16 protein-coding genes and 1 pseudogene are annotated in these 17,944 nt (G+C 64.6%); 16 read left to right on the top strand and 1 reads right to left on the bottom strand.

The genetic code is table 11. From position 1 onward, the window contains the following. The first annotated feature begins 23 nt into the window (after nt 1-23). The 13 genes from gspD to ABS45_RS14650 all read left to right on the top strand — a co-directional run bounded on the left by gspD (nt 24) and on the right by ABS45_RS14650 (nt 14,029). Entirely contained in the window at nt 24-2,456 is a 2,433-nt protein-coding gene (gene gspD / locus ABS45_RS14710) for a type II secretion system secretin GspD (protein ID WP_291556622.1), read from the top strand. A gap of 36 nt (nt 2,457-2,492) precedes the next feature. Beyond that, complete coding sequence (locus ABS45_RS14705; protein WP_291556620.1) at nt 2,493-2,954, top strand: hypothetical protein; 462 nt, start codon at nt 2,493-2,495, stop codon at nt 2,952-2,954. 181 nt (nt 2,955-3,135) lie between these two features. Beyond that, a complete protein-coding gene (locus tag ABS45_RS14700; protein WP_291556618.1) occupies nt 3,136-3,984 on the top strand; it encodes a hypothetical protein in 849 nt (282 codons plus the stop codon). 126 nt (nt 3,985-4,110) lie between these two features. After that, nucleotides 4,111-5,196, top strand: a complete 1,086-nt coding sequence (locus ABS45_RS14695; protein WP_291556615.1) for a hypothetical protein — start codon at nt 4,111-4,113, stop codon at nt 5,194-5,196. A gap of 14 nt (nt 5,197-5,210) precedes the next feature. Continuing rightward, nucleotides 5,211-6,149: a peptidylprolyl isomerase gene (locus tag ABS45_RS14690; protein WP_291556614.1), complete on the top strand. Its 939-nt coding sequence runs from the start codon at nt 5,211-5,213 to the stop codon at nt 6,147-6,149. Nucleotides 6,150-6,313: 164 nt separating this feature from the next. Then, nucleotides 6,314-7,294 carry a glycosyltransferase family 2 protein gene (locus tag ABS45_RS14685; RefSeq protein WP_291556611.1) on the top strand — a complete coding sequence of 327 codons (981 nt, stop codon included), beginning with the start codon at nt 6,314-6,316 and terminating at the stop codon, nt 7,292-7,294. Between the two features lie 72 nt (nt 7,295-7,366). Continuing rightward, nucleotides 7,367-8,611, top strand: coding sequence for a glycosyltransferase family 4 protein (locus ABS45_RS14680; RefSeq protein WP_291556609.1), 1,245 nt, complete (start codon nt 7,367-7,369; stop codon nt 8,609-8,611). 29 nt (nt 8,612-8,640) lie between these two features. Next, the gene (locus ABS45_RS14675) at nt 8,641-9,426 is read left to right on the top strand and encodes an ABC transporter permease (RefSeq protein WP_291556607.1); all 786 of its coding nucleotides are present in this window, start codon (nt 8,641-8,643) and stop codon (nt 9,424-9,426) included. Continuing rightward, nucleotides 9,426-10,640: an ABC transporter ATP-binding protein gene (locus ABS45_RS14670; protein WP_291556605.1), complete on the top strand. Its 1,215-nt coding sequence runs from the start codon at nt 9,426-9,428 to the stop codon at nt 10,638-10,640. Before ABS45_RS14675 ends, ABS45_RS14670 begins: the two co-directional genes overlap by 1 nt. Further along, on the top strand, nt 10,622-11,512 hold the full coding sequence (locus ABS45_RS14665; RefSeq protein WP_291556603.1) for a hypothetical protein: 891 nt from the start codon (nt 10,622-10,624) through the stop codon (nt 11,510-11,512). Before ABS45_RS14670 ends, ABS45_RS14665 begins: the two co-directional genes overlap by 19 nt. A gap of 13 nt (nt 11,513-11,525) precedes the next feature. Further along, on the top strand, nt 11,526-12,479 hold the full coding sequence (locus ABS45_RS14660; RefSeq protein WP_291556601.1) for a class I SAM-dependent methyltransferase: 954 nt from the start codon (nt 11,526-11,528) through the stop codon (nt 12,477-12,479). Between the two features lie 82 nt (nt 12,480-12,561). Beyond that, nucleotides 12,562-13,662, top strand: a complete 1,101-nt coding sequence (locus ABS45_RS14655) for a glycosyltransferase (protein ID WP_291556599.1) — start codon at nt 12,562-12,564, stop codon at nt 13,660-13,662. A 19-nt stretch (nt 13,663-13,681) separates the two neighbouring features. After that, nucleotides 13,682-14,029, top strand: coding sequence for a hypothetical protein (locus tag ABS45_RS14650; protein WP_291556597.1), 348 nt, complete (start codon nt 13,682-13,684; stop codon nt 14,027-14,029). An 83-nt stretch (nt 14,030-14,112) separates the two neighbouring features. Here ABS45_RS14650 and ABS45_RS17645 read toward each other — a convergent pair. Next, nucleotides 14,113-14,241: pseudogene (locus ABS45_RS17645) on the bottom strand (helix-turn-helix domain-containing protein); the annotation flags it as partial. A gap of 182 nt (nt 14,242-14,423) precedes the next feature. Between ABS45_RS17645 and ABS45_RS14645 the strand changes: the two are divergent. From ABS45_RS14645 to ABS45_RS14635, 3 genes are read left to right on the top strand one after another with little or no spacing between them, the layout of a single operon-like run. Continuing rightward, a complete protein-coding gene (locus ABS45_RS14645; RefSeq protein WP_291556596.1) occupies nt 14,424-15,872 on the top strand; it encodes a UbiA family prenyltransferase in 1,449 nt (482 codons plus the stop codon). After that, the gene (locus tag ABS45_RS14640; RefSeq protein ID WP_291556594.1) at nt 15,872-17,176 is read left to right on the top strand and encodes an FAD-binding oxidoreductase; all 1,305 of its coding nucleotides are present in this window, start codon (nt 15,872-15,874) and stop codon (nt 17,174-17,176) included. Before ABS45_RS14645 ends, ABS45_RS14640 begins: the two co-directional genes overlap by 1 nt. Nucleotides 17,177-17,181: 5 nt before the next feature. Beyond that, the gene (locus tag ABS45_RS14635) at nt 17,182-17,940 is read left to right on the top strand and encodes an SDR family NAD(P)-dependent oxidoreductase (RefSeq protein ID WP_291556592.1); all 759 of its coding nucleotides are present in this window, start codon (nt 17,182-17,184) and stop codon (nt 17,938-17,940) included. Nucleotides 17,941-17,944 lie beyond the last annotated feature (4 nt).

The following is a 17,944-nucleotide window of genomic DNA, read 5'->3' as shown; positions in this document are numbered from 1 at the left end:
CGCGCGCCCTGGAGTACCCCACCATGATCCTTCGTCTCACCCCCCTCGCCCTGTGCCTGCTGCTGGCCACTGGTTGCGCCAGCATGGAGCCGGCGCTACGCACCTCCGTGACCATCGATGCCCCGCCCGCTCAGACGCCCGCGACGCGCCCTGCCAGCCGCCAGGCGGCGGCGCTTGAAGCTGATGCTGCGGCGCAGGACACGGGCAAGACCGCCGCCGAGGGCGCCCGATCCCACCTCTATCCCGGCACCGACGAACTCTTCAAGCGCAATATCGCGCCCAAGGTCGATCCCGTGCTCAGCAGCGGCGCCGGCGTTTCGCTCAACTTCGAGAACGTGCCCATAGGCAACCTCGCCGCCGCGCTGCTCGGCGACCTGCTGCACCTGAACTACACCATAGACGCCGGCAACGACGTCACCATCAGCCTGCGCACGCGCCAGCCGCTGCCGCGCGGCCAGGTGCTTGACGTGCTCGACACCGCGCTGCTGCCGCACGACCTTGCCATCGTGCGCGACAGCGCCGGCGTCTACCACGTCACCAAGCGCAGCGCCACCGCCGGCACCCGGCCGGTGCTCGATAGCGCCAAGCTCAAGCAGCTCGCGGGCAGCGGCACCATGATCGTGCCGCTCAACTACATCGGCGCCTCCGAAATGGCCAAGATCCTGGCCCCGCTCGCGCCGCGTGAATCCATCGTCTATGTCGACCGCATCCGCAACCTGCTCGTGCTGCAGGGCAGCAAGGCGCAGTTGCAGGGCTGGATGGACCTGGTCGATGCGTTTGACGTCGATTTCCTCAAGGGCATGTCTCTCGGTGTCTTCGTGCTCGAAAACGCCAACGTCAACGTTGTGCGCGATGCGCTGCAGGCCATGCTGAGCGCGGGCGGCGCCGCAGCGGGTGCCGACCCCTTCGCCGGCAACGCCGCCGCGGCGCCCGCGGCCGGTGGCGCGGCAGGCGCAGCCACGGCCAAGGGCGTGCCTGCAGCCGCGGCTCCAACGACCGACATGGGCTCGGGCGCGTCGCAGCCCATCACCGATGCTGCGGCCGGCAGCCCGCTCTCCGACCTGATCCGCGTCTTTCCCGTCGAGCGCCTGAACGCCATCGTCGTCGTCACGCCGCGCCGCCATATGCTGTCCCAGGTGGAAACCTGGATCCGGCGGCTCGACCAGCCCACCGACAGCCTGGAGCCGCGCCTGTACGTCTACCCGGTGCAAAACGCCTCGGCCACGCACTTGGCGGAGATGCTCAACAACCTCTTTGGCGCCAGCCAGACCACCACGCAGCCCGGCATTGCCGCGGGCACCGCGCCCACCCAGTTTGGCGCGGCATCCGCCCCGGGGGTGGTGGGGTCGGGCACGGGCATGGGCGGCCTGCAGACCACCGGCATCACCGGCATGGGAACGACCTCCGGCAGCACGCTGGGCACGCTGGGGGCGCCGAAGCTGGGCAACACCGGTGTCGCCACTCCAGGGCCACTGACCACCACCGTGCGGCTTGAAGGCAACGTGCGCGTGGTCGCCGACGACAAGCGCAACGCCCTCCTGATCCGCGCGCCGCGCGCCGAATACCGCCGCATCGAACAGGCCCTGCGCCAGCTCGACACCGCCCCCACCCAGGTGCTGATCGAGGCCAGCATCGTCGAGGTCAGCCTCACCGGCAACCTCAAGTACGGCGTCGAATGGTTCATCGAAAATTCCATGAGCCGCGACCGCGTCGGCCAGGCGTTGCTGAACAACCGCACCGACGGCGGCGCCATTGGCGCGCAGACGCCGGGCTTTTCCTACACCATCCTCAACCGCGCCGGCGCGGTGCGCGCCACGCTCAACGCGCTGGCCGCCAATTCCCAGTTGCGCGTGCTCTCCAACCCCTCGGTGCTGGTGCTGGACAACCACAGCGCCACCATCCTGGTGGGCAAGCAGCAGCCGATCAAACAGTCCACGTCCATCTCGACCAACAGCAACCTGCTCACCGAATCCATCGTCTACAAGGACACCGGCGTCATGCTCAACGTCACCCCCTCGGTCAACGCGGGTGGCCTGGTCACGCTCGACATCCTGCAGCAGGTCACCGACGTCGGCGACATCGATTCGGCCACCGGCCAGCGCGCCTTCCTCACGCGCCAGATCCAGAGCCGCGTGGCCGTGCGCTCGGGCGACCCCATCGTGCTCGGCGGCGTCATGAGCGAAAACGAATCCACCGGCAACAGCGGCGTGCCCGGCCTGCGCAACATCCCCATCCTGGGCGCGCTCTTCTCCACCGACACCAGCACCAGCGCGCGCACCGAACTGCTCGTCGTGATCACCCCCCGCGTGATCGAGGACGACGAAGCCCTGCGCGCCGCCAGCGCCGAGATGCGCGAGCGCATGCGCTCGCTCACGCTGCAAAACGTGCTGCTGCCCCCGGGTAGCGGCGCGCAGCCCGCGCCGGCGGAACCGGCGCGGCCCGCCCCGCCTCAATAACCCGTCGTGTTTTTTTCAGAGGGATCATTGCAAATGATGAACCGTTCTTTACCTCGGCGCCGCCGTTTCCTCGCAGGCCTGGTGCTTCCCGTCGCGGCCTGGGCCTTGGCAGGCTGCGCCACCCAGCCGGGCTCCGGCGCCGACCAGGCGGCGCTGCTGGAGCGCGCCACCGCCTACTGGGCCGCCGTCAAGGCCAACGACCGGGTGAAGGCCTGGTCTTACGAGGCGGCATCCAAGACCGGCACCTCCACGCTCGAGGGCTACCTCAAGCGCGGCGGCATGGTGTTCGATGCGGTGCAAGTGCGCGGCGTCCAGGAAATTTCGGGAGACACCGCCAAGGTCGCGGTTCATCAGCGCTACAGTATTCCGATGATGCGCATCAAAAACATGGACACCGATATTCAGGATCCGTGGCAACGCATCGATGGCGTATGGTTTCATGCGCCCGTCGTCAATCCGCTGTTCCAGAAACAGGCAGATCCGTCCAAGTCCTCCTGATGGCCGTTTCTAACTGTTGTTTTTTTGCTATAACGTTGCCGGATGTTGTTTTTCACTCAAACTTTGTTGAAAGCCAGGGTGTGAGCCAGTAAGATCACCCCAACCCAAACGAGTGGCGGATGGGTTGCGTTACCCTCGGTTGCGGGGGAGAGCTTCCTTCAATTTTTAAGGATCTGAAAAGATGAAAAAACTTGCCTTGGCAGCCGTCGCTGCCGCAGCAATGATGGCCGGCGGGGCGCAAGCTTATACCGCTGGTACCTTCAGTAATGGCGTCGTAGTGCCCAACGTGATCCACAATGGTTCCAACCTGTTCACCGGTGTCGGCTTGATCAACCAGTCTGGCGCTCCGGTGTCCGTGTACTGGACCTTCTTCAATCAGGATTCCGGTCACGTGACCGATAGCTGCTTCACCATGACGGACAAGGACTACCAAGGTTTTGTCTGGAACGACGCAACCGCGGGTCTGGGCTTGGCCGACCAGCGCGGCTATCTGGTGTTTGCCTCCAGCACCAACACTGGTTGCACGGATCCGGCGACCGCCGGTTTGGGTGGGAGCCTTGCGGCCCACGCCTTCACGGTGGATACCGCGGCGCAAGACGTGGCCTATCTGCCTGTGATCGATGGCCCCTTGACCATTGGAACGCCCAATCTCTCCACGCTCGACGCTACTTCGTTGACGGCCGTCGGCGGTGCTGCATCGTTCGGGGATACGCTCAACATGCGTTACTTCCTCGATGCGGGCGCCAATACCAATATCGTGGTGTGGTCTACGGGCGATCAAAGCGGCGTGCATACCGTCAACATGTTTGACGACAAGCAAAACCGCAAGTCGGTGAACTTCAATCTGACGCACACCGAACTCGACTGGTTTGATCCGTCGACCATTCCTGGTCGTCCTGCCAATTTCGTCGATGGTTTCATCGAGTGGGATACGACCGATCTTACCGCTCCCGGCAGCATTTTCTCGTACAGCGTGATCAACGCTCCCGCTTGGGGTGCCACGCAGTCCGTGCTGGGCTTCCACTATTGATATCTGACCCATGTGCGTTGCGCCTTGCGGCGCGCGTACGTGGTTCGGATAGCTCGGCTGGTAACAGCCACCAAAAACAGCGCCGCAAGGCGCTGTTTTTCATGCTGCAAGGTGCGAGGAGTTTCCATGAGGCGCTGGGATGGGGTTTTTTTGCGTGCGCTGGCCGCGGCCGCGACGGCGTTGTTGGCCGCCTGTCAGGCCTCTGCGCCCGTGCGGCCGCAGGCGACGGCTCCGAACGCGGCGTTGCATTTTGACTTGGCCGATTCCTGGGGCGGCGATCTGCAATGTCGGCCAGAGCGCAAGCGCTGTCTGCTTGCCGCCGTGGAGCATGAGGAAAGCCGCCTAGCACTTATCGAACTGACGGGACGGCAGGCGCGGCGCCTTGATGCGCAGCCGCTGGCCTACCACCCCGATTCCGCTGCATGGCTGGCCGATGACCTGCTGGCCGCGGCGGTGGAGGCCAGCGCCAGCCTGGATATCTTCCGCGTGGTCGAGGGCCGCCTGGTGCGCGTGCACCAGGTGGCGTTGGGGTTTTCGCCGCGCGATGTCGTGCGGGTCAGCGCCGCCGATGGCAGTTACCAGCTGCTGGCCACGCCGTATTCTGGCGACTGGGTGGCCTGGGTGGATTGGCGTGCCGATGGCAGCACGCCCGACCGGGTGCAGCGCACCACCTGGTGCCGGACACCCTGGCACCCGGTTCACGTCGACAAGCTGCCTGGCGAGGCGGCGGGCGGCCACGTGGTCGCCTGCTTGGACGGTAAGAAGGTGGTGGCGGTGAGCGATGCCAACCCGCGCGCCGCGCCGCACACGCTGGCCGAGTTTGATGCCGTTGCGCGCCAGGCACGGCCGTCACCTTCGGGGCGCTGGTTGTATGTGGCGCTCGAGACCGGTGAACGCAATGCGCGCATCGACCTGCGCACGGGGGAACTTCAGTGGATTGCGGGTACTCGCAAGGGCAGCGCGGCGGCAGCAGCGCTGGGCGACAACCTGGTGCTCTGGGGTGAGGATATGCGGCTTCGTCTGCAGCGTCTGGATGATGCGGGCCAGGTGCTTGAATCGCGTGTGCTGCCGACCAGCGGGTTTTCTACCGATGTCCTGCTGCGTGATATCGACGGTGATGGTGAAGTGGACGCTGTGGTACTCAACTCCACCGGCAAGCGTTCTGACGTGATTTACGGCCCGCTCTGGGATCGGGCCGCCCCTTTGCATTGATGGTGTATTCAAACATGGAAATCATGAATCTCAAGCGGCTGCTCGTGCTGGTTCTGGGCTTGGCCTGCACCGGCCTGACACTAGCCGCGGATGAGCCAGCATCGGCGCCTGCTTCGGCCGCGCTGGCGGTTTTCGCCAATGGCGAGACCATCAGCGCCGATGATTTGTCGCGCTACACCGAGCGCCGTCTCGATCTGCGCCAGGCCAGCCGCAATTTGTTTGGCGTACAAGGGATTGTCAAGGAGATGGCCCTGACCCGTGCGCTCACTCTCGAAGGCTCGTCGCTCGGCGTGCCCCGGCGCTCCGAAGGCAAGGAGCAGCGCTTTGACGACATTTATGGCCAAGCCGTTTTCACCAAACTGGCGCCGGTGTGCCTTGCGCCCGCGGACGCCGCGGCCGCGCGCAAGTTCTACGACGCCACGCCCGCAGCCTTCCAGGTGCCGACCATGGTGCGCCTGCAGCGCATCATGCTGCCGCGCACGGGGCAGATCGAAGGCATGGCTGTGGCAGGCTGGCTGCTCAAGCAGATCACCGACATGGGGGCGCACCAGCAGACCTTCGAGCAGGCCGCGCAGCAGGCCTCCAAGGTGTACAACAATGACCCGCAAGGTGATCTCGGCTGGGTGACGCTGTCCGATGACACACCCATCATGCGCGCCATCGCCAGCGTGCCGCCTGGCGACATGGTGGGGCCGGTGCCCGAAGGTGAGTACATCTACCTGTTCCGCGTGATGGACAAACACCCGGCGCGTACCCTGACTTGGGACGAGGCCAAGGACGCCGCGGTCAAGCGCGCGGTCAGCTACTGCCGTGAGCAGACGCAGAAAAGCGTCCAGGCGAAGATGTTCGACAAGTACGGCGTGAAGATCAACGACAAGGCGATCGAAGCTCTGTTCGAGCGCGGAGCCTCGACAGCGCGGCCGGCTCAGGCCACCGCTCCGGCTGCCAAGTAGGCGGCCTGAGCTCCGATGGGGCGCGCACCTGGCGTGCGCCCGGTGCGTATTGCAGCACGATGGGGGCCCCGGTTAAACTTGCGGGCTTTGCGCATCGATGCCGCACCGGGCGACGCAAGTAGCCGCAAGGGCCGTTGGTTTGCGGCTGGCCCGACATTGTCCATATGAACACCTCCGTACGCGCGTCCATCTTGATCCCGGTCAAGAATGGCGGCCCGCTGCTGGCCCGGGTGCTCGATGCCGTGTTGGCGCAGCAGACGCCATGGCCGTATGAAGTCATCGTCGCTGATTCCGGCTCGACGGACGGCTCGCTGGCGCTTGCGCGTCAGCGCGGCGTGCGGGTGGAAACGGTTGCACCCGCGGCGTTTGGTCACGGGCGCACGCGCAATCACTTGGCCAGCCTGTCTCGGGGGCAGTTCCTGGTCTTCATCACGCAGGACGCGCGCCCCGTGGACGAGCATTGGCTCGAGCACCTGGTGCAAGGCTGCGACAGCGCGCCCGATGTGGCCGGCGCGTTTGGCCCGCATCGCGCACATCCTGGCGCGCGGCTCGTGACGCAGCGCGAGCTGCAGACGCATTTTTCAGGGTTTGGCAGCGTGCTCTCGCGTGTGCGCCTGGACGACCGCGAGCGCTTCGAGCGCGATATCGGCTACCGGCAGTGGCTGCATTTTTTTTCAAACAACAATTCCTGCCTGCGCCGTTCGGTGTGGGAGCACCTGCCTTTCCCCGACGTGATGTTTGCCGAGGACCAAACCTGGATGCTCGCTGCGATCAAGGCGGGCCATGCCAAGGCCTATGTGCCGCAAGCAGCGGTGTACCATTCGCACGACTTTGGCGTCTGGGAGACGCTGCAGCGCAATTTTGACGAGGCGCGTTCGTTCCAACGGTATTTTGGCTATCAGATGCAGCCACGCCTTTTGCGTGCTGCGCACAGTGCTGTCGGCCTGACTCGACGCGATGCTCAGTGGCTACGCCAGGCCGATGTGCGTGGTGTGCACTGGCTCAGCCAGTGCGTATACATGGCTTTTATCGAAACGGCGCGCGTCTTGGGGCAGTGGCTAGGTACACGCCACGCGCGCCTGCCCGGTTGCTTGCGACGGGCATTGTCTCGTGATCACACCTTGCAACGTGGCAAGGCTGGTTGACCGATCATGCAATTTCTCGACCGCCAAGCGCTTTTGTGCTCCGGTTTTCAAAAATTCACCCGTTGAGAGACTATGCTGGGATTGTTTTGGTTGCGACTGCGGCAAGTGCGAGAGCTGTTGCGGCGCCATGGCATCAGCCGGACGTTGTTCATGGTCAAAACGCGGCTCAAGCACGGGCCGGGCGCACCGATCAAGAACCGAAACGTCTTTGCTCACTACGATTTCATACGCACCGAAGCCGTGCACTTGTCGGCAGAGCCGGCACGCTCCAATACGCTGCTGTGGTTTATCCCGGATTTCAACATCGGCTCGGGAGGGCATCAAACCATTTTTCGCATGGTCTGGCACCTCGAGCGCATGGGCTGGGAATCAAGCATCGTCATCGTCGACCCGACGGTTCATGCCAGTGCCGAGCTGGCGCGAAACGATATCTGTCAGCACTTCTTTCCGTTGAATGCCAAGGTTTTCCTTGGGTTCCAGGCTTTGCCGAACAGCGAATTCGTCGTGGCTACCGGCTGGCAGACGGCGTATCCGGTGCGTGCGATCAGCGCTCTGCGTGTCAAGAAATTGTATTTCGTGCAAGACTTTGAGCCTAGCTTCTACCCCACGGGCACGGAATCCGTGCTGGCCGAAAACACCTATCACTTCGGGTTTTTTGGCATTACCGCGGGCGCATGGTTGGCATGCAAGCTCAAGGCTGAATATGGCATGGCTACCCACGCCATCCATTTTGGCGTGGACCACGAGCTCTATTATCCTCGGCCCAAGCGCGATACCAGCGTCAAACGTGTCTTCTTCTACGCACGCCCACCGACGCCGCGACGGGCTTTTGAGCTCGGTTTGCTGGTGCTCGAAGCAGTCTCTCGCCGTTTGCCGGAGACGCAGTTCATACTGGCTGGCTGGGACGTGGATGACTACCACATACCGTTTCCTCATCTCGCGACGGGCGTGATTTCTCCAAAGGAGCTCGCGGACGTGTTCAGCCAGTGCGACGCCGCGCTCGTCCTGTCTTTGACCAACCTGTCACTGATGCCGCTGGAATTGATGGCGGCCGGATGCGCGGTGGTATCCAACCGAGGCGAATGTGTGGAGTGGTTGCTCAATGACGAGGTGGCGCTGCTCACCGACCCTACCCCGGAAGCTTTGACCGAAGCACTGAGCCGCCTGCTTGAGAACGATGTCTTGAGGCAAACTCTGTGCCACCGCGCCCGGGCCTTTGCCCAAGAGCAGCACTGGAGTGCCTGTGCACAGGCGTTTGAGCAGGGTTTGATCGAAGCGCGCGAGCTCCTTTCCGTGACCACTGAGCCTATCCAATGAGAGACCATCATGCCCACGCATTGCAAGGCGTGTCTGCAGGACAGACGCGTCGGGCGTGGGTGCTGTTGCGGTACTGGTTGTTGCGCGAATACAAGACGCGTTATGCCGGCTCGATGCTTGGGCTGGCATGGGCGTTCGTTCAGCCGGTCGCGTCTCTGGCCATTTTTTATGTGCTCTTCGGCCTGGTGTTGGCCGTACGCGTGCCGGGCCTGGAACAGGCCAATGGGTATCTTCTGCATCTGTTGGCAGGCTTGGCCGTGTGGTTGCCATTCACTGACGCCATAGGCCGAGGGGTGGGCTGCCTGGTGGCCTATGAAGACTTTCTGCGCAAACAACCCATGCCGGCGGAAATTCTTCCGGCAGTCTCGGTGGGTGGCAGTCTGTTGGCCATGTTTATCGGGTATGCCTTGTTTTTGCTGGTGAGCGTAAGCCAAGGCGCCCCGGTACTTGTCACGTGGGTTTGGCTTCCCGCGCTCATTCTGGCGCAATTGGTCGTGACGATGGGTTTGACCATGTTGCTTAGCATGGCCCATTTCCTTTGGCGCGACGTAGGCTCTATCGTCACTTTCGGCCTGCAATTGTGGTTTTATCTGACTCCGGTGGTTTATCCCTTGGCTCAGGTGCCCGAGCGGTTTCATGCCTGGTTCTTGCTCAACCCGATTGCCTGCATGATCATGGCGGTGGAGCGGTCGGTGCTTGGTCTGGCCATGCCTGCGGGTACGGTTTGGGCGCTTGCGGCCTGGGTGTTGCTGCTGGGTGTTGGTGGCGCGTGGTTTTTTCGTTCCATGAAGACCGCATTGGGCGAGGCGCTTTGATGTCGATTGCGTTCAAGGATGTGGAGAAGCGTTATGCGGTGTATGCACGCCCTCATGATCGCCTGTGGGAACTGTTGACGCGCCGCCAGCGACATCAGGTGCATGTTGCCTTGGCCAAGACCAATCTGGAGATTCGAGCTGGGGAAACATTTGGCTTGATTGGGGAAAACGGCGCTGGCAAAAGCACCCTGCTGAAAATTGCTGCTGGAACCATTCAACCGACGCAAGGCACGGTCACGCGGCAGGGCCGCATCGCGGCGCTGCTGGAGTTGGGCGCCGGTTTTCATCCGGAGGAGTCAGGCTGCGACAATATTCGCTTCATGGCCGCGCTGCATGGACTGGAGGGGGAGGCAGCAGAAGATTTTGCCGAGCGCGCCATGGCGTTTTCCGAATTGTCTGCGGATACCCTCCGGCGACCGGTAAAAACTTACTCATCCGGCATGTTCATGCGCCTGGCATTTGCAGCGGCAACGGCCATCGACCCGCAGGTGCTGATCGTTGACGAGGCGCTCTCGGTGGGAGACCTGCATTTCCAGAAAAAAAGCTTGAACCGGATCTTGCAACTGCGCGAGCGTGGGGCGACGGTGCTTTTTTGCTCGCACAACCTCTATCAGGTGCGTAGTTTGTGCGAGCGTGCAGCCTGGATGCACCAAGGGCGGATGCTGGAGTTAGGCGCGACCGAAGGCGTCGCAACAGCCTATGAGGCGCACGAGCGACGCAGGTACGCGCATTTGCGTGAGAATGCGCCTGCCACCGCGCGGCCGTCTGCGGCGCTCGCTGCCGACACGGCCGCCACCGCCCCGGTGAAGATCATGCAGGTCAGCACGGAGACGTCCGACGGCGTCAACCCGGCGCAGGTGGACTCGTTCCAGGACCTGACGTTGCGCATCGAGCTGGAGGCGTATGCGGACACGCCGTTTCACGTCGGTTTTTCCATCGTCCGGCCGGACAAGGACAACGTGTTCGGTTCGAGCACGCAATTCCTCGAGAACCAGCCCGCGCTGCGCGGCGCGGGCACGCACGTCGTGCGCGTCCGCTTTGCGCGCCTGCCGCTGCTGTCCGGCGAATACCTCTGGAGCGTCTACACGCTCGATGACACCGGGCTGCAGGTGCTGGACATGGCGGAGCTGGTGCAACCGTTCACGGTGCTCAACCAGTCGCGCCGTGAAGTGGGGCTGGTGTGGCTGGAGCACGAGTGGCTGCAGATCGAATGATGCAGGACTGGCGCTTGCGCTGGGCCTTCCCCGCGCTGGGGCGCGTGCCCACCACCTGGCCCTGGCGGATGGCGCATCGGCTCGGTCGGGACCCGCGGGCCTCGCGCCTGGCCACCGAGCGCTTTCTGCGGGATCGGTTCGAGCAGGTGTTTCCGCAATCGAGTGCGCAGGAGCGTGAGCGCTGGGCGCGTGCCCACATGGACATGCTGGCGACGGAAATGCTGGATGCCGTGGCGTTGCACCGGCTCGGTGAACGTGGAGGGCCGGCCATCAGTGCGGATGGCTGGGAAGAGGTGCTTGCTCTGCAGCAGGCCGGGCAGGGCTTCATTTTGGTGCTCAATCATTATGATCGCCTGGTCGCCGTGGCGGTTGCGCTGGCGCGTCGGGGGATCCGACTGGGCATGCTCACCATGCCGGTGCTGGAAAACCCGGGCCTGGGTGACGTTCAGCGGCGCTTTCTGATGCGCAAGATTCGAACCTTGACCGACATCACCCGGGGCCAGTGGCGTACTTCCGGCGAGCCCCTGCGCCCGGTGCACGAGGGTTTGCGCCAAGGCCAGGCGTGGATAATCCTGGCAGACGCTTGGGCGCCGGAATTCGGCCGCTTGCGCGCGCACCGGTTTCTGGGGGGGGTCTTGCAGCTGCCGACGGGGATAGAGCGCTTGGCCCAGTCCACCGGCGCCGCGCTGGTGCATGGGCGCGCGTTCAGCCTGGCGCCCGACCGGCTGCAGGTACGTCTGCAGGTGCTCGGCGGCGATCCGGCGGCGGCGATCGACACGGTGATCGCGCAGCTGGAGAGCGACGTGCGCGAGCGCCCGTGGGCTTGGTGGCATTGGGGGCAGTGGGACCAGATGTGGCGCCCCGCCGTTTGAACGGGAGGAGAGGGTGAGCAGTATCGAGCGTTATGACTACGCCTTTGATCCCAAGGGTGACGAATGGCCTGCACGTCTGCTGCGGCGCGTCCCCCAAGATGTTTCGGTGCTGGAGCTCGGTCCTGGGCCGGGCGCGATGACACGGGTGCTGCTGCAGGGCGGCCACGAGGTGACGGCGATCGAGAGCGACCCGGCGGCGGTGCAGGATTTGCGGCAATTGCAGGTGCAGGTGGTGCAGGCCGACCTGGAGGCCATGCAATGGCGCGATGCGCTGGCGGGGCGGTGCTTTGGCGCTGTGCTGGCCTGCGACGTGCTGGAGCACCTGCGCCAGCCGCGGCAGGTGCTCGCGGCGCTGGCCGGGATGCTCGAGCCTTCGGGCTGCCTGGTGGTGTCGGTGCCCAACGTGGCCTACGCGGGCGTGCTGGCCGGATTGCGCGCGGGGGTGTTCGAGTACGGCGACAAGGGCTTGCTCGATCGCACCCACGTGCATTTCTTTACCCGCCGCAGCCTGGAAGAAATGCTGATGGATTGCGGCTGGGTGCCGGTGGCCTGGGAGGCGCACCGGGTGCCGCTGGAGCGCAGCGAATTCGCCCATCATGGCCAGGCTTTGTCGGGCCCATGGCGGGAATACCTGCTGATGGGTTGGCCCGATTTCGACGTGTACCAGTGGATGGCGCTGGCCGTCCCCGCGCGCGAGTCGCGCCAGTGGCAGGGTGAGCAGTGGCGCGGCGAGGCGCGTGCCCTGCGCGAGGAGCTGCGCGCGCTGCAGCAGCGCCATGCGCTGGAGCACGCGTCGCTGCTCGAGCACCAGAAGGCCTTTGGCGAGGCCAAGGAGCTGATCGCGCGCTTCGAGGGGGAGCTGGAGGTTTCCCGCGCGAAGCTCAGCGAAGTGCAGCGCCAGCACGATGCGCTGCTTGCCAGGCCGGATCGCTCTTGGCGGGCGCGCCTGCGCGGGCTCTTGAGGTGAAACGGGTGGCGCTCATCATGCCAGGTACCGGGCTTACGCCGCGCGCCTCAAGGCGGCGCGCCGCCGCAGGAGCCGCGCACCGATGATCTGGCTCTCGCTGCTGGCCTTCATGTCCACCGTCGCGGCGGCGCTGGGCGTCATGCGCTGGGCTGCGCGCCATCGGATCGTTTACGCGCAGGACAAGCCCCAGCGGTTTCACCTCGGCAACGTGCCGCGCCTGGGCGGGCTGGCGATTTTCGCCGGACTGAGCCTGAGCTGGGGTGCGGGCCGTCTGACCTCGTGGCTCGGAGACCCGTCATCGCTGCACCTGGACGACTGGATCGTCTGGTGGTGGGTGGCGTTGTTGCCGGCCGTGGTGGGCGGGATGATCGAGGACGTGACGCAGCGCCTTGCACCGCGCTACCGGCTGCTGCTGTCGTCCCTCACGGCGCTGCTGGCCGTCGGGCTGCTCGGCCTGAGGCTGCCGAGCGTGGGGGTGCCCTGGATCGACGCGGCATGGGCCGACGTACCTTGGCTTGGGGTGCTGGTGGCGCTGCTGGCGGTGGCCGGTTTGCCGCATGCCTTCAACATCATCGATGGCTACAACGGTCTTTCCAGCATGGTGGCCGTCATCGTGTGCCTGGCGCTGGCGCACGTGGCCCTGCAGGTGGGTGACCGCGGCCTGGCGGCCGCGCTGGTCTCGCTGGCGGCCGCCACGGGCGGGTTCCTGGTCTGGAACTACCCGCGGGGCCTGCTGTTCGCGGGCGACGGAGGGGCCTACATCTGGGGCGTGGTGATTGCGTTTGGCAGTTTGTCGTTGGTGCAACGCAACCCCGAGGTCTCGCCGTGGTTTCCCATGTTGCTGCTGATCTACCCGGTGTGGGAGACGATTTTCTCGATCTACCGGCGCCTGGTGCGCGGGGTTTCGCCCGGCGTGGCCGACGCGCTGCATTTTCACCAGCTCATCTACCGGCGCATCGTGCGCCGGGTGCTGGACGATGACGCCGCCCGCCGCATGCTCAGGCGTAACAGCCGCACCTCGCCCTATCTCTGGGCGTTCACCTTGCTGACGGTGGTGCCGGCTCTGCTGTTCTGGCGCCATGGCTGGGTGCTGATGGCGTTTTGCGTGGTGTTCGTCATCTCCTACGTGGCGGCGTACCTGGCGATCGTGCGCTTCAAGGTGCCTTCGTGGTTCCAGCCGTGAGGAAGCGGGAGCGTCTCTCGTGACGGGGCACGGCCATCGTGGGCTGGGCGTCGCCGTGCTGCGCCAGTACCGCTGGCTCAGCCTGGCGCTGGTGCTGCTGGTGTATGGCTGGGTGTTGTTTGGCTATGCCAGCTTTTCCGACAAGTGCCGTGGAATCCACGACCTGGTGCGCGTGCTGGTGGCGGCCGTGGAATTGGCGACGGTGGGCATGGTGTGCGCGGCCCTGCGGCGGATCGGGCGCGCGGTGGGCGCGTGGCCCTGGTGGGATGCGCTGGCCGTGGCACTGGTGGCCGTGTTGGCGGCCGTGTATGTGGCGCAGGTGATCCGCTTGAATTCTTTGACCTGCCCGGTTTCTCCGAGACATTGATTTTTTGAATGCAGATCAAAGCAGCTGGTGCTGTAGGCGCTGCTGCTGAGGTAGCCATCGCTCGCGCTGGCATTGCGCCGCAACTCGCGGCTGAGGGTGCTGGCGCTGCGCCCCATGCATCGACCCATGGCCCGCAGGCTCAAGCCTTGCCGGCGCAGCGCCGCCAGCGTCATACGCTCTTCGGCTTGCAGTGGTCTGTATCGTGTTCCCATCTGTGCAACTTACCCCAGGTGCGGGTGTTACACTTTAAAGTTGAGATTGCCAGGTGAAAGCCAGGTAAAAATTTCATGATGCGAAAGCGCGGTAGCCGAAAACAGCATCTCGAAGCGGCAGGCCCCGTTCGCGAGGGGGTATTTCAGCAGTCTGTTAGACGTTCGCTTGTTGATCCACAGTAATGCGCCGCGAGTTCCCCTGCACACCCCTAGTTGTCGATCTGGACGGCACCCTGGTCCTCACGGATAGCCTGCATGAGCAGTTGCTGACTCTGGCGAAGGAGCAGTTCCTGTACGCGTTCCTTCTGCCCGCATGGCTGATGCGCGGCAAGGCGTACCTCAAGCAGCAGTTGGCACGGCGCGTGTCCCTGGACGCCAGCACGCTGCCCTACAACAGTGAATTACTGACTTGGTTGCAGACAGAAAAGCTCGCGGACCGACGGCTAGTGCTGTGTACTGCGGCGGACATGCAGACAGCGCAGGCCATTGCACGGCACTTGGGCATCTTCGACGAAGTCATCGCCAGTGACGGGCAGGTCAACCTGTCTGCAGCCCGCAAGGCCGACCGGTTGATGCAGCAGTTTGGTCGTCAGGGCTTCGACTATGTGGGCAACTCGCGCGATGACCTGCCGGTCTGGGAGGTAGCCCGCCAGGCCATCGTGGTCAACGCACCCGCTGCCGTGTTGAAGGCGGCTCAGGAGCATGGCAATGTGGGCGAGATCATTCCCGCTCTCACCCTGAAGACCCGCGACTTCGCCAGGATGCTGCGCGTCCACCAATGGCTGAAGAACCTGCTGCTGTTCGTTCCGCTGCTGGCTGCGCACCGCTTTACCAACGGGGCGGACTGGGTCACCCTGCTCATCGCCTTTTTTTCATTCAGCCTGTGTGCGTCGGCGGTCTATATCGGCAACGATTTGCTCGATTTGGGCAGCGATCGTCAGCACCCGCGCAAGCGCATGCGCCCATTCGCCAGCGGGCGCGTACCTGTGGTCTGGGGCGTCGCCATTGCGCCACTGCTGATCGTGGCCAGTGGCGTGCTGGGATTGACCGTAGGGCCGCGATTTCTGGCCTGGTTGATGGTGTACTTCGCGCTGACCTGCTGGTATTCGGTGATTCTCAAGCGCCTGGCGTTGCTCGATTGCCTGACGTTGGCCTGCCTGTACACCCTGCGCATTGTGGCGGGGGGCGCGGCAACCGGGCTGGTGTTGTCAAACTGGCTGCTGACTACGTCGGGCTTCGTGTTCCTGTCACTCTCCTTTCTCAAGCGTCACGCTGAATTGCGCCTGCTGGTCCAGCGTGACGAAACCGCCGCCGCGCACGGGCGAGGCTACGTCGCGCAAGACGCTGCCCTGGTGCAGATGCTCGGGATCGCCGCAGGGTATGCCTCAGCCGTCGTGCTGTCCCTGTACCTGCACGGAGACACCGCGCAGATCCTGTATACCCAACCCCACGCCATCGTGGTCACCGTGGGGGTGCTGGTGTATTGGATCAGCTGGATGTGGCTCCAATCCCACCGGGGTGAGATGCACGACGACCCGGTGGTCTTTGCCGTCAAGGATCGGGTGAGCCTGGCCTGCGGCGCCGCGTTCGCCGCCTCGTTCGCGGTGGCCACTGTGGGATGGCCTTGGTGATGCGCGTCAGCTCCTGGGGCCGCCTGAATGCCGAGCTGCACCAGGCGCTGCCCCTGGATGGTATGTCGGGCGGCATGCTGCCTCGGCCCGAAGCCGGGCGCAGCGTCCTGCCTTATGGCATGGGTCGCAGCTATGGCGACGTGTGCCTGAACCCCGGAGGCGCGTTGTGGCTGACACCCGGCATGGATCACTGGCTGGACTTCGATGCCTCCACCGGCCGCCTCACCTGTCAGGCCGGCGCCCTGCTCGCCGACATCCAGCGCCTGCTGGCCCCGCGCGGCTGGATGCTGCCGGTAACGCCCGGCACCCAGTACGTGACCGTGGGCGGCGCCATCGCCAACGACGTCCATGGCAAAAACCACCATACCACCGGCTCGTTCGGCAACCACGTGTGCTCGCTGACCTTGCTGCGCACCGATGGCTGCACCATCGTCTGCGGCCCTGAGCAAGAGGCCGAATGGTTCCACGCGACCGTGGGCGGCTTGGGCTTGACGGGGCTCATCGCCCGGGCCACGCTCCAGTTGCGTCCGGTTGCCGGCCCCTGGATGGAAACCGAAACCATCGCATTCGATACGCTGGAGTGTTTCTATGCACTGGTGGCCGAGTCGGAAGCCGAGTGGGAATACACCGTTTCTTGGATCGACTGCTTGAGCAGACGCGGACGCGGCCTCTTCATGCGGGCCAACCACTGCGACGCCGCGACCCGGGGGGCCGCCCAGGCGCCCCGACGGTGCAGCCTGTCCATGCCGTTGACGCCGCCACTTTCCCTGGTCAATGCAGCGAGCCTGCGCGGCTTCAACGCGCTGTACTACCACTCGCACCGCGCACGCGCTGGCAAGGCTGTCAGCCACTACCTGCCGTTTTTTTACCCGCTTGACGGCATCGGGCACTGGAACCGCATGTACGGCCCCCGTGGCTTTTACCAATACCAGTGCGTGGTGCCGTTCCAGGGTGGCGACCGGGCTATCGAAGCCATGCTGGCGCAGATCGCCGAAAGCGGTCAGGGCTCCTTCTTGGCCGTTCTGAAAACCTTCGGCCACCGCCCCTCGCTCGGCCTGTTGAGCTTTCCGCAGCCCGGTATCACGCTGGCGCTGGACTTCCCCAACCAGGGTGACGAAACCCTGCGCCTTTTCGGCCGGTTGGACGCTATCGTCGGCGCGGCACGTGGGCGCATCTACCCTGCCAAGGATGCGCGCATGCCCGCCCCGCTCTTTCAATCCGGCTACCCCCAGTGGGAGCAATTCCTTCCGTACCGCGACCCTGGCATCAGCTCCGCCATGTCGCGCCGATTGATGGGAAGTTGACCCTCATGAACCCTCCTCAAAGAATCGTCGTCATCGGCGCCACCTCTGCCATCGCCCACCAATGCGGCCGCCTGTGGGCGCAGCAAGGCCCCTGCGACTTCCTGCTCGTGGGCCGCGATGCCCAGCGGGCCGCCTCCCTCGCCGCCGACCTGTGCACACGCGGCGCGAGTGTTACGGCACGCACCGCCGAACTGCGCTTCGACGACGTGGGCGCCATCGCCGTGCTGGCACGCGATGCAGTTGCCGCCGGGCCTGTCGATATCGTGCTGATCGCTCACGGCTCGCTGCCCGATCAGTCGGCCTGCCAAGACGACCTGTATGCCGTACAGGACGCCCTACGGGTCAACGCCTTGTCTCCAGCACTCATAGCCGAAGCCTTCATAGGTCCGATGCAGCAGGCACGCCACGGGCGGCTGTGCCTCATAGGCTCGGTGGCCGGGGATCGGGGCCGCAAGAGCAACTACATCTACGGCGCGGCCAAGGGGCTGGTGGACCGCTACGCGCAAGGCCTGCAGCACCGGTTGGCCCTGGCGGGCAGCCCCGTGCGCGTTACGCTGGCCAAACCCGGTCCCACGGACACGCCAATGACCGCGCACCTCAAGCAAAGCGGCGCCAGGCTCGCCAGCGCCGAGGCGGTGGCACGGAGCATCGTGAAAGCCATCGCAACAGGCCAGCCCGTGGTGTATGCCCCCGGCAAGTGGGCGCTCATCATGCTGGTGATCCGCCACCTGCCGCGCTTCGTGTTCAACAAGCTGGATATCTGAACCT

This window comes from Comamonas sp. SCN 65-56, from assembly GCF_001724135.1.
GTDB lineage: Bacteria > Pseudomonadota > Gammaproteobacteria > Burkholderiales > Burkholderiaceae_C > Comamonas_C.
This window is presented reverse-complemented; position numbering and strand designations above follow the sequence as displayed.